General features: G+C 59.4%; 9 protein-coding genes. 4 read left to right on the top strand and 5 right to left on the bottom strand.

Translation table 11 applies throughout. The features are described 5' to 3' along the window. Nucleotides 1-5: 5 nt before the first annotated feature. From Q1A51_RS08165 to argE, 3 genes are all read right to left on the bottom strand, one after another. Entirely contained in the window at nt 6-1,172 is a 1,167-nt protein-coding gene (locus Q1A51_RS08165) for a M20 aminoacylase family protein (RefSeq protein ID WP_299597554.1), read from the bottom strand. 12 nt (nt 1,173-1,184) lie between these two features. Then, a complete protein-coding gene (locus Q1A51_RS08160) occupies nt 1,185-2,531 on the bottom strand; it encodes an FAD-dependent oxidoreductase (RefSeq protein WP_299597557.1) in 1,347 nt (448 codons plus the stop codon). Between the two features lie 90 nt (nt 2,532-2,621). Then, a complete protein-coding gene (argE, locus tag Q1A51_RS08155; protein ID WP_299597560.1) occupies nt 2,622-3,782 on the bottom strand; it encodes an acetylornithine deacetylase in 1,161 nt (386 codons plus the stop codon). An 83-nt stretch (nt 3,783-3,865) separates the two neighbouring features. On the opposite strand from argE, the gene Q1A51_RS08150 reads away from it, so the two are divergent. Continuing rightward, nucleotides 3,866-4,318 (top strand): HIT family protein, encoded by a 453-nt coding sequence (locus tag Q1A51_RS08150; RefSeq protein WP_299597563.1) that lies wholly within the window; start codon nt 3,866-3,868, stop codon nt 4,316-4,318. Here Q1A51_RS08150 and Q1A51_RS08145 read toward each other — a convergent pair. Continuing rightward, nucleotides 4,312-6,144, bottom strand: a complete 1,833-nt coding sequence (locus Q1A51_RS08145) for an ABC transporter ATP-binding protein (protein ID WP_299597566.1) — start codon at nt 6,142-6,144, stop codon at nt 4,312-4,314. The two genes, Q1A51_RS08150 and Q1A51_RS08145, sit on opposite strands and share 7 nt — an antisense overlap. Before the next feature lie 293 nt (nt 6,145-6,437). Here Q1A51_RS08145 and Q1A51_RS08140 point away from each other — a divergent pair, with 293 nt between their 5' ends. From Q1A51_RS08140 to Q1A51_RS08130, 3 genes are all read left to right on the top strand, one after another. Then, nucleotides 6,438-8,141 (top strand): peptide ABC transporter substrate-binding protein, encoded by a 1,704-nt coding sequence (locus Q1A51_RS08140; RefSeq protein WP_299597569.1) that lies wholly within the window; start codon nt 6,438-6,440, stop codon nt 8,139-8,141. Between the two features lie 82 nt (nt 8,142-8,223). Next, nucleotides 8,224-9,231 (top strand): ABC transporter permease, encoded by a 1,008-nt coding sequence (locus tag Q1A51_RS08135; RefSeq protein ID WP_299200697.1) that lies wholly within the window; start codon nt 8,224-8,226, stop codon nt 9,229-9,231. Further along, nucleotides 9,224-10,195 (top strand): ABC transporter permease, encoded by a 972-nt coding sequence (locus Q1A51_RS08130; RefSeq protein ID WP_299597573.1) that lies wholly within the window; start codon nt 9,224-9,226, stop codon nt 10,193-10,195. Before Q1A51_RS08135 ends, Q1A51_RS08130 begins: the two co-directional genes overlap by 8 nt. 145 nt (nt 10,196-10,340) lie before the next feature. On the opposite strand, the gene Q1A51_RS08125 is transcribed toward Q1A51_RS08130, so the two are convergent. Continuing rightward, nucleotides 10,341-11,624, bottom strand: coding sequence for a DUF3422 family protein (locus Q1A51_RS08125; RefSeq protein ID WP_299200701.1), 1,284 nt, complete (start codon nt 11,622-11,624; stop codon nt 10,341-10,343). Between the last annotated feature and the right edge of the window lie 61 nt (nt 11,625-11,685).

Here is an 11,685-nt window from a genome sequence, read left to right as displayed (position 1 = left end):
TTTGTTTACTGCGCAGGCATACGTTGTTCGACCAGTTCCACGAACCAGCTGGCGCCTGCGGGAATAGCTTCGTCATCGAATTGATATTCGGGGTGATGCACCATCGGCCCATCTCCATTCCCCAGCATGATATAGGCACCGGGACAGGCATTTAACATGAACGAGAAATCCTCGGCTGCCATGATGGGCGGGATATCGGTAATTACGTCCCCGGCCACGGCGCGGGCAGCCGCCGCCGCATATTCTGTATGTTCATCATGGTTAATGGTCACAGGATACCCAACGGTGTAGTCCACCTTGGCTTCACATTGGTAGGCTTGAGCTGTGGCGGTTACGATCTCGGTCACCCGCTCTTCCACGAAATCCCTCACCTCTGAGTCCAGTGCGCGAACCGTACCGGTCATCCGTGTGACCTGTGGGATGATGTTGTGCGTGTCGATGTCGGAATGCAGCGCGCACACCGACACAACGGCCGAGGCGAGCGGGTCCACGTTCCGGCTCGCAATACTTTGCAAGCCAAGGATGATATGGGCCGCCGCCACGTTGGGGTCGATGGACTGGTGTGGCGCGGCGGCGTGGCCGCCTTTGCCCGTTACCGTGACCTCGAATTCATCGGCGGAGGCCAGCAAAGCCCCGGGCCGAATGGCAAAGCTGCCCGTGGGCAGACCCGGCATGTTGTGCAGACCATACACTTCCTGAATGCCCCAGCGATCAATCAGCCCGTCATTGACCATCTCGCGCCCCCCGCCGCCACCTTCCTCGGCAGGTTGGAAGGCGAGCACAACCGTGCCGTCAAAGTTCCGCGTCTCAGCCAGATATTGCGCTGCCCCGAGCAGGATCGACGTGTGCCCGTCATGGCCGCAAGCATGCATCTTGCCCGGGTGCTTCGACGCGTAGTCAAGCCCGGTTGCTTCTTCGATCGGAAGTGCATCCATATCGGCGCGCAGACCAACGACGCGACCCTTCGTGTCCGTACGGCCCTTGATGACTGCAACCACGCCGGTCTTGCCGATGCCCGTTGTGATGTCGTCAACACCGAAGTCTCGCAGCCGTTCCACAACGAAAGCCGCCGTTTCATGCACGTCGAAATCCAGTTCCGGATGCGCGTGCAGGTGGCGACGCCAGCCCGTGATCTCAGCGTGGGTCTCAGCAAGGCGATTCTTGATGGGCATAGTGTGATCCTGTCAGACAGATGGGCCGAGGCGCATCTTGCTGCCATCGGAAAAACGGCTCAGGCGGAACCGTGTCAGATCATGACCCGGATCGTCGCCCATGACCAGAGCGGCCAACACCTTTCCCATACCCGGTCCAATACCGAAACCATGACCACTCATCCCTGTGCCAATTGTCAGCCCGGGCAATGCAGCCACCCGATCCACGACCGGAACTACGTCGGGCATGGTGTCAATCATGCCCGACCATGCGGTCTTGATCCGCACGGGGCCAATATCGGGGAACAGCGCGTGAAACCTGCTGGTCAATTGCGCAACCTTGCGGCGATTGGGTGCCGGGTTGAGAATGCGCATCGTTTCGAACGGGCTTGGACCATCGGCATCCCAACGGCGCGGCGTTGACCACGCATCGGGATACCCACGCGGTGCGGCTGGCAGGAACCGCGTGCCGAACGGATCGGCGCGCAATTGTGCCAGGTATTTCGGCAGGGCCCGAAACGCATCCGGCCCAACGAACAATTCGTGAAACCCACCTGCAGCAAGGGAATAGCCCCCATCCTTGCGCGGTCGGAATGCAATCCCGTCATCAGCAGCACCGCCGGGAAATACCATCGGCAGTGGATCAGTGGCGGCAACAGTCGCACGCACCGACAGCTGCGGTAACGCAATACCGTGACGGCGAAGCAGCAATGCGGACCAGGCGCCCCCCGCAAGGACCACTTCATGCGCTGCGATCCGACACTGTTCGGTGACAACCCCCGCAACGCGACCCGCCTGTATATCGAGTGCCCGAACCGCGCAGTTCTCAACAATGGTTGCACCTGCACGCGCGGCAACGCCCGCCAGCGCTGGCACGGCCACCCAAGGTTCGGCCCGCATGTCAGATGCGGTATAGAGCGCGCCAGCATAGCCCCGCGACATCCCTGGGATAAGGTCGGCCACTTCGCCTGCGCGCAGCAGGCGGCTATCCACATCATGCGCTGCGGCGTGGTGTATCCAATCGGAATAGCGCGCCATTTCGGCATCCGTTTTCGCCAGGTAAGTCACCCCACCTTGCGTCAGACCGATATCGACATTGGTTCGCTGGGCCAGATCGCGCCACAGGCGGTTGGCCTCGACCATGATGGGCAATTCGTCCGGATCGCGCCCCTGCTGACGAATCCACCCCCAATTGCGGCTGGACTGTTCCCCGGCAATGCGGCCCTTTTCCAAAAGAACGACTCGTTGTCCGGATTCAGCCAGATACAAGGCAGTGCAGACGCCGATGACACCGCCGCCAATCACCACCACATCTGTCTCTTCCGGCGGTGGGCCGGGCCAGGTCACGGGGGTTGCATCGTCGATAGGGAAACCGGTCATGCCAAACCGATAGGTGTTGCACCAGGTTTCATTCGCCAAAGACAACACTGCACAGGCTCCGGACCGTTTCGCGCCTTGTGTCCCCGTGCCCTAAGCAAGGCGCGCCACCAGATCACGCATGAATGCGTGCCCGGCTTCGAACTGGGCGATAGTGATAAACTCGTTGGGCTGGTGCGCCTGCGCAATGTCGCCCGGTCCACAGACCACCGCAGAGTAACCGGCTGCCTGGAACTGCCCAGCCTCGGTTCCGTAGCTGACCACATGGGTGCCATTGTCGCCTGTAATGGCGCGTGCAAGTCCCTCGGCTTCACCGTCCTCTTCCGGTTTCAATGGCGGCACATCAAACCGGGTTTCGATCTCGACCCGGGTCTCGGGATGTATGGCTTTCATCCCTTTTTCAATCTCTGCAACATGGGCCAGATAACCCTCTTTCAGGGCAACCAAGTCATCCCCCGGGACTGCGCGAAAATCCATCGCGAAGTGACAGTCCTTGGCCGTGATATTGTGCGCCGTTCCGCCGTGTACCTGCCCGACATGCCACGTTGTAAAGGGCGGGTCGAACATAGCCGCCAGCGTCGAAGGTTCAGCCGCCATGTTCTCGGCATTCCGCTGGTTGGCAAAGTCGATGATCTTTGCACCCTCAAGGATCGCGCTTACCCCTTGGGGAAGCAGGGACGAATGCACTTCGAAGCCCACCACATGCGTGTCAAACCCCTGCCCGCCCTTGTGGCCTGTCACGGCTTTCATCATCGAAGGTTCGCCGACGATGACCGGACCACCCTTGGGCACAACACCTTGCATGGCCTTGATCATCGGTGGTGCACCCAAACACCCGATCTCCTCATCGAAGCTTAGCGCCAGCTGCAAAGGTGTTTTTACACGCGCATAATGCGCCTCCACCAGCGCCCAAAGGGCAAGCGCATCGAACCCTTTCATGTCGCATGTGCCTCGTCCGAAATACTTTCCGTCCTTTTCGGTCACCACAAACGGATCAGTGTCCCAGGGCTGCCCATCCACAGGCACGACATCCGTGTGGCCGGACAGAACAACAGCCCCTTCAACCTCGGGACCGACATGGGCGTAAAGGGCCGCCTTGGGCTCCTCCGGGTGATAATACCGATGCGCCGAAATGCCGTGGTCGTTCAGATACCCCTCGACCCAATCCACCAAGGGCAAGTTGGTGTCGCGGCTCACTGTCGGAAAACTGATGAGCTTGGTCATCAGCTCAAGCGGCGTCATTCTGCGTGTCATTTGGATCCCGTTTGATGCGCGTTCAGCCTAGGCGTAGTGCTGACCTATCGCCAGTGCAAGAACTCCGGACTTGAGCCAAGGAATTGGCCGATCACAACAGCACCACCTGCATATTTTGCGCCATCATAGCAGGTCATGCGCCCGCAAGCGTCGTGCACCGCGATGATCAATGCATGGCCTTCATGAACCTTCGCCCACTACATCCGGGCGAGTTCATGGTGATCCCGCTGCAGCACATCGATCATTTCACCGACCTGTCCGACGATCTGGCGGCGCACATCATGGTGACAGGCCAACGGTTGGGACGGCGGATGATGCAGGTCTTCGCGCCCAAACGGGTTGGATACGTGGTGCATGGGTTCGGGGTTGCACATGCACATCTCAACGTTGTGCCCCTACAGGAAAGCAGTGACATCGTCTCGGCAAAGCACATCGTCCAAACAGACGCGGGACTGCGCATTGCCCACGATGCCGTGCCATTACGGTCACGTTCCGATTTGGATGCCGATGCGGCGCAGTTCCTCCGCGATCAGTAACCGCTGTCTGTCGTCAGGACGAAATGGCCCGGCTCAACCTCGCTATACTCGGATGGCGCAGGATCATAATCGACCGGATGAATGGGTGATGGGATCGGCTTGAAATTCAGGTCTTTCTCGGCCTTGCGCTGGCGCGGATCAGCAATCGGCACGGCCTTCATCAAGGCTTGAGTATAGGCGTGCTGCGGGTTTTCAAAGACACGGGCGCGCGGTCCCATTTCGACGATGCGGCCCAGATACATGACGCCCACATGGTGGCTGACCCGTTCAACCACCGCCATGTCATGGCTGATGAATAGAAAGGAAAGTCCCAACTCTGCCTGCAACTCCATCATCAGGTTCAAAACCTGCGCCTGAACGGACACGTCTAACGCTGAAACGGCCTCATCCGCGATGATCAGCTTGGGGTTCAACGCCAGCGCACGGGCGATGGCGACACGTTGCCGCTGACCTCCAGAGAGTTCGTGCGGATACCGGCGCATGAAGCTGCGTGGCAGTTCCACCCGGTCAAAGAGCATTTCAACACGCTTGGTGCCTTCGTCGCCCTTGAACATGCCGAAATTGTGCATCGGTTCGGCCACCTGGTCGGCCAATTGCATTTGCGGATTCAGGGACGCAAACGGATCCTGAAAGATCATCTGCATGTCACGCCGCGCTTCGCGCAAATCGCGATCATTCAGCGCCATGATATCGGTGCCATCCAGTACGATATGCCCCGATTGCGGCTCGACCAAACGCAGGATCGACCGACCCGCTGACGATTTGCCACAGCCCGATTCCCCAACCAAGCTCAGGGTTTGGCCCTTGTTGATGGTAAAGGACACATCCTCGACAGCGTGCACGTTCGCCACTGTGCGCCGGAAAAACCCACCCTTGACCGGAAAACGCGTGGTCAGGTTACGCACTTCCAGCAGCTTTTCATCGGTGCCGGGGATCGGGGCGATTTCACCCTGCGACCGGCCCAAAAGCTTCATCGGCTCGGGATAGGTCTTGCCTCGCATCTCGCCCAACTTGGGCACGGCGGCCAGCAATGCCTTGGTGTAAGGGTGCTGCGGGTTCTCAAAAATCTCGGCGACCGGGCCTTCCTCGACCTTGTTGCCGCGGAACATGACAACGACACGATCCGCCATCTGCGCGACGACGGCCATGTCGTGGGTGATAAACATCACCGCCGTGCCGGTTTCGCGCTTCAACCGGTCCATGAGGGCCAGAATTTCCGCCTGGATCGTAACATCCAATGCAGTCGTCGGCTCGTCCGCGATCAGCAAACGCGGCTCACACGCCAGCGCCATAGCAATCACGACACGCTGCCGCATCCCGCCCGACATTTCGTGCGGGTATTGCTTCATCCGGCGGGCAGGTTCCGGAATGCGCACCTGCTGCAAGAGCGACAGGGCACGTTCTTCAGCCTGCGCCTTGTTCAAGCCTTTGTGCAGGCGCAAACCTTCGGTCAGCTGACGCCCCACGGTGAACACGGGGTTCAGCGCCGTCATCGGCTCCTGAAAGATCATACCAATCTCGTTGCCGCGAATGGTGCGCATCAGGTTTTGATCCGTGTTGGCCAGATCGACGGCATCCGCTGCCTTGCGATCAAACAGTAGCCGACCGCCTGCAATCTCGCCCCCACCGAACTCCACAAGCCGCATCAGTGACAGCGACGACACCGACTTGCCGGACCCGGATTCGCCAACGACACAAACTGTTTCACCGGCGTGGACCTCGAACGATACATCCTCGACACCGAGGACAGGGCCGTCCTTGGTTTGAAACTGCACGCGCAGATTCTGAATGTTGGCAATCGGCGACGTATCTGTGTGGTCGAGCATTCGTATCCCCGCAATCGAGCCTTTTCGGCTCAGGTTTTCCAAAGAGTGGGCGAAGGTACGGGCACTGTCAAACATAGACCTACGAAATTCATCGTTGACCGCACGCAACGCTTGCAATTTCCCCAAAAGCTGTTTCGATATTGCCTGTCGCTTGGGGGCCAAGAGTAAAAACTACGGGGAAACCGTAGGTTATCGCGTACACGTATCCTCCCCTCAAGCTGGATTTGCGCCATACTGGGTTTGGCGTGCATTTGACGAGCAGGCCAAACCTGCCGTCCAACAAGGAGTATGATATGACCCTCAAAACCCTTCTCATGGGTGCTGTGGCATCGGTGGCACTTGCCCCGGCAGCCTTTGCCGAGCGTGGCTCGGATGGCGAACTCAAGATCATCTACTGGCAGGCGCCATCGATCCTGAACCCGTATCTTTCGGGCGGCACCAAGGATATCGAATCCGCCTCCATGATCATCGAACCCCTCGCCCGTTACGACGAAACCGGCGCCCTGACACCCTGGCTGGCTGCGGAAATCCCGACTGTCGGCAACGGCGGCGTGAGCGAAGACCTCACCACCATCACCTGGAAGATCAAGGAAGGCATCACCTGGTCTGACGGCACCCCGTTCACCTCGGCTGACGTGAAATTCACCGCCGAGTACTGCATGCACCCCGAAGGCGGCTGCGCGCAGCTGGCATTCTTCGATGGCGTGGAGAATGTCGAAGCACTGGACGATCTGACCGTGAAGGTCACGTTCAACCAACCAAAACCCAACCCGTATGGCCCATTCGTGGGTGGCCAATCACCGATCATCCAGGCAGCGCAATTCGCCGAATGCCTGGGCGCCAAGGCCCCCGAATGCACCGAGGCAAACTTCAATCCCATCGGCACAGGTGGTTTCAAGGTTGAAGACTTCCGTCCCAACGACGTGATCACCATGGTCGCGAACGAAAACTACCGCGACCCAGCGAAACCCGCTTTCGCACGCGTGACGTTCAAAGGTGGCGGTGACGCAACCGCTGCTGGCCGGGCCGTACTGGAAACGGGCGAGTTCGACTACGCCTGGAACCTGCAACTTGCCCCTGACGTCATTGCCAAGATGGAAGAAGGCGGCAAGGGCAAGGCCATCGCCGGATTTGGCCCGCTTGTTGAGCGGCTCGAAATGAACCTGACGAACCCGTCCCCATCGCTGCCGGCAGAGACGCGGTCGACCGTGGCTGAACCGCACCCGTTCCTGAGCGATATGGCTGTACGTCAGGCCCTGTCCATGGCCATCGACCGTCCGCTTCTGGTTGAGGTGGGTTATGGCAAAGCAGGCAAGGTGACCTGTGACCTCGTTCCCGCACCGGACATGTTTGCCTCCGGCGACATGCATTGTGCAACACAGGACATTGATGGCGCCAAGGCGCTTCTGGACGAAGCAGGCTGGGTAGACAGCAATGGCAACGGCATCCGCGACAAGGACGGCGTCGAATTGTCGATCCTGTACCAAACGTCGACAAACGCCGTGCGTCAGGACTTCCAGGCGCTGATCAAGGCATGGTGGGAAGAGATTGGCGTGGAAACGGAACTGCGCAACCTTGACGCCTCCGTGTTCTTCGGCGGTGACCCGGGTTCGCCCGACACGTTCCAGAAGTTCTATGCCGATGTTGAAATGTACGCCAACACGTTCAACGGCACCGACCCCCAGCAATACCTGGCGGCCTACCGGTGTGGCAACGAACCACGTCCTGCAAGCCAATGGCAGGGTGAGAACATCAACCGTTTCTGCGATCCCGAATATGACGCACTGATCGATGAACTGGCCCGCACGGGTGACATCGAAAAACGCGCCGAAATCGCGATCAAGATGAACAACATGATTACCAAAGACACCTTCACCATTGTGCCACTTGTGCACCGTGGCCGCGTGTCCGCCCACTCGAATACACTGGGCGGCGTAAAGCTGAACGTCTGGGACAGCGAGATCTGGAACACTGCGGACTGGTACCGCGTCAAGTGATCAGATTTTCGGGGTGGGCGATATCGCCCGCCCCGCTCTCTGACCAATAACAAAAAGACCTCCGCAAAAGGATTGGCCTCATATGCTGACCTTCACAATCCGCCGGTTGATCCTGTCGATCCCGACGCTTTTGTTCATCAGCCTTGTTATTTTCCTGCTGTTGCAGCTCGCCCCGGGCGACCCGATGGCGCAGGTCCCGCTGACCGTTCCCCCCGAAGTCAAAGAAAAGATGCGCGAAGCGCTTGGCCTCGGTCAGCCCATCCATATCCAATACTGGAAATGGATCGTTCAGTTTTTCTGGATCGAACCGCAGGTGCTTTTTGACCACTGGTTCGGCACCTCTTTCGCCGAAGGCAAGCAACGCGTGATCTCTTGGCAGACCCGCAGCCCGGTCATGGACATCGTGGTGCAGCGTATCCCGCAAACGCTCTGGGTGGTTGGCCTGTCCTATATCGTCGGTATCCTGATTGCCCTGCCCATCGGCATCTACTCCGCCTACAAGCAATACTCCGTTTTCGATCAGTCCGGCACGTTCATCACGATGATCGGCTTTTCGATCCCACCCTTCTTTACCGGCCCCCTGCTGATCGTGGTCTTTTCGGTACAACTGGGCTGGCTGCCCTCGATCTATGACACGACGCACGTGGTCACCGACTGGGCCAGTTTCAAAGTACAGTTCATGCAAATGGTCATGCCCGTGATGGTGCTGGCGCTCCAGACCACGGCCCAGATCAGTCGCTACATGCGGTCTTCCATGCTCGACAATCTCGGGCAGGACTACGTGCGCACGGCGCGGGCCAAGGGCCTGCGCGAAGGTGTTGTCGTCATGCAGCACGTTTTGCGGAACTCGATGATCCCTGTCATCACCGTGATCGCACTTGGCGTTCCTTCGATCTTCGGTGGCGCCATCATCACCGAGAACGTGTTCAAGGTGAACGGGATCGGGCAACTGCTGCTGACAGCACTTTTTGCCAACGACATCCCGATGGTGATGACCCTGACCTTTATCTTCGCGATCCTGATCGTGCTCTTCAACCTGATTGCCGACGTGCTCTACGGCGTGCTCGACCCGAGGATCCGCTATGACTGATCAAGCAGCAGACCCCTATGCCGCGCTCCAGGACAAGGAGCCGCCAAAAGCGCCCCGCAGCCAGTGGAAGGATGTGTGGGACCAGTTCAAACGGCACAAGGGCGCGCTCTTTGGCGGTGGCTTCCTCGTGTTCATCACCCTGGCGGTGATCCTCGGGCCATACATCTGGCAGGTCGATCCGCAAAAGCTGGATATCCGGAACAAGGATATGCGGCCCATCTACGTGGCCCTCTGGAATGGCGACGCCAAGGTCGGGTGGTTCCGGCCTCTCGGGACCGACAATCTGGGCCGTGATATCCTGGCCAACTTGATCGCCGGCGGGCGCGCCTCCATGGCCGTCGGCTGGGCCGCGATGGTCCTTGCGCTGCTGATCGGCACCTCAATTGGCGTGATCGCCGGGTATTTCAAGAAGGCTGACTTCTGGCTGATGCGCTTCACAGACCTCGTCCTGTCCCTGCCCATCCTGCCGCTGCTGCTGGTGGCCGTAACCCTGTTCCGCGAACCGCTCAGGGCCAATTTCGGCCCCGAAGGCGGCATGTTCATCCTGATCGTAGGCGTCGTGGGCCTGACCAGTTGGATGCAAACAGCGCGCATCGTGCGCGGCGACATTCTGGCGCTCAAGGAGCGCGAGTTCATCCTCGCCGCCCGCTCCATAGGCACCACCTCGGGCAAGATCATCCGGCGGCATCTGCTGCCCAACGTGGTCTCCCCGATTATGGTCTCTGCCACTCTGGGCCTCGCAACGGCGATCATCACCGAAAGCGCGCTCAGCTTCCTTGGCGTCGGCTTCCCGTCCGACTTCCCGACATGGGGCAAACTGCTGGCCGACGCCGTGCAACGGATGGAGCAGTACCCCGAACGCGTTGTGCTGCCGGGTATCCTGATCTCGCTAACGGTCCTGGGTGTAAACTATCTCGGCGACGGCCTGCGCGACGCTCTCGATCCACGCATTCGCGGCCGCTGATTTCTTCTGACTACAAATACCACAGGGGGGGCGGCAAAGCCGCGGGGGCAGCGCCCCCTCCTCGGTTTCAGCCAATGTAGCACATAGGCAAAGGGACGGCGGGCGGGGCGCATTTGCCAAAGGCAAACAGCGTCCGACCCCGTCCCTAGCGCTCCACCTTGCTCTTCAAGCGCTTGATCGCCGTCCAGACAAGGAACACCACAGGCACCGTGATCAAAGCGGTCATCAGATTCTTTGACACACCTGTCGTCGCTTCCAGCGAGTAGAACAGGTACGACAGCAACGACACCGAGTAGTAACTGATGGCCACGGCCGAAAACCCTTCGACGGTACGCTGCAAGCGCATCTGCAGGTCCGACCGCCGGTCCATGCTTTCAAGAAGTGCCTGGTTCTGGGCAGACCGCTCCACGTCCACCTGTGTCCGTAATAGGTCTGCGGCGCGCACACTGCGGTCCGACATGGCGGCCAACCGCCGCTCGGTGGACTGCACCGTTCGCATCGCGGGCTGATACCTGCGCATCATGAACTCGGCAAAGGTTTGGCGTCCCTGGTAGCGATCCTCGCGCAAGGCTTCGATCCGCTCGTTCACAATAGCCTCATAGGCCCGGGTAGCCCCGATACGAAACGAAGATTGCGCCGACAGGCTTTCCAGCTCTGCGGAAATGGACAACAGCGCCCGCAGGGTCTCTTCGGCTTCCGCATGTTCGCCCGACATGCTCTCGACCAATTCGATCAACCGGGTGTCGAGTGCGGTCAACTGCGCACCGGTCGTGCGGGCGCGGGCAAAGCCCAGCATCGACATGGATTTGTATGTCTCGATCTCGCACAGGCGTTGTACGATCCGCCCGACGCGCCGCTGGCCCGTCTGTTCAGAAATGAAGGCGGCGAAGCGCATATTGCCATTCTGATCGATCCGAAAATCCCCAGCAATGACAGCGGCATCATCCAAGACAGAGCTGACGGCCAAGCTTTCCGGCACAAACCAGTCCAGCAAACGGTTTTTAATCTCTGCCTCTTCCGGTCGTGGTTCAACCCGAATGAGGACCGATGTAAAACGCTGACCTGGCGCGGCTTCCAGCCATTCTTGCGGAAACGGTTCGAACGCACGGGCGTCAAAGGGGCGATCTTCGACCCCATCCGAAAAGATGGTGTAGGTCACAAACTCGGTATGCTGTTCCCATTTCAGCCAATGCCGCCCGATCTGCCCATAGTAGTGCGTGGCCCCCGGCTGCGGATGCGGTGCCCCGTGGCGATCCAGCAAAGCCTGCAAATGCGCAACATCCTTGGCGCGGTCGCGGTTGACCGCCATCTCCGGCTGCTTGAACGCGACATAAGCCGCAGCACACGGCGCGCGCATGGACGGAAACGGGCGGGCATGTAGCTCATTCGCCAGTTGATAGCGCAGGGGATGATCTTCGATAGGGGCCATGCTCGCTCCGATGATTAGTATTGCCCAAATAATATCAAATCAGCCAAAGTCAACCAAGATT

Origin of the sequence: uncultured Tateyamaria sp. (assembly GCF_947496075.1) — a bacterium.
In the GTDB taxonomy this organism is placed as follows: domain Bacteria; phylum Pseudomonadota; class Alphaproteobacteria; order Rhodobacterales; family Rhodobacteraceae; genus Tateyamaria.
This window is presented reverse-complemented; position numbering and strand designations above follow the sequence as displayed.

Coding starts and splice junctions, on each gene's coding strand:
- Q1A51_RS08165 (WP_299597554.1), bottom strand. CDS start 1,172: ATGCCCATCAAGAATCGCCTTGCTGAGACCCACGCTGAGATCACGGGC.
- Q1A51_RS08160 (WP_299597557.1), bottom strand. CDS start 2,531: ATGACCGGTTTCCCTATCGACGATGCAACCCCCGTGACCTGGCCCGGC.
- argE (WP_299597560.1), bottom strand. CDS start 3,782: ATGACACGCAGAATGACGCCGCTTGAGCTGATGACCAAGCTCATCAGT.
- Q1A51_RS08145 (WP_299597566.1), bottom strand. CDS start 6,144: ATGCTCGACCACACAGATACGTCGCCGATTGCCAACATTCAGAATCTG.
- Q1A51_RS08140 (WP_299597569.1), top strand. CDS start 6,438: ATGACCCTCAAAACCCTTCTCATGGGTGCTGTGGCATCGGTGGCACTT.
- Q1A51_RS08135 (WP_299200697.1), top strand. CDS start 8,224: ATGCTGACCTTCACAATCCGCCGGTTGATCCTGTCGATCCCGACGCTT.
- Q1A51_RS08130 (WP_299597573.1), top strand. CDS start 9,224: ATGACTGATCAAGCAGCAGACCCCTATGCCGCGCTCCAGGACAAGGAG.
- Q1A51_RS08125 (WP_299200701.1), bottom strand. CDS start 11,624: ATGGCCCCTATCGAAGATCATCCCCTGCGCTATCAACTGGCGAATGAG.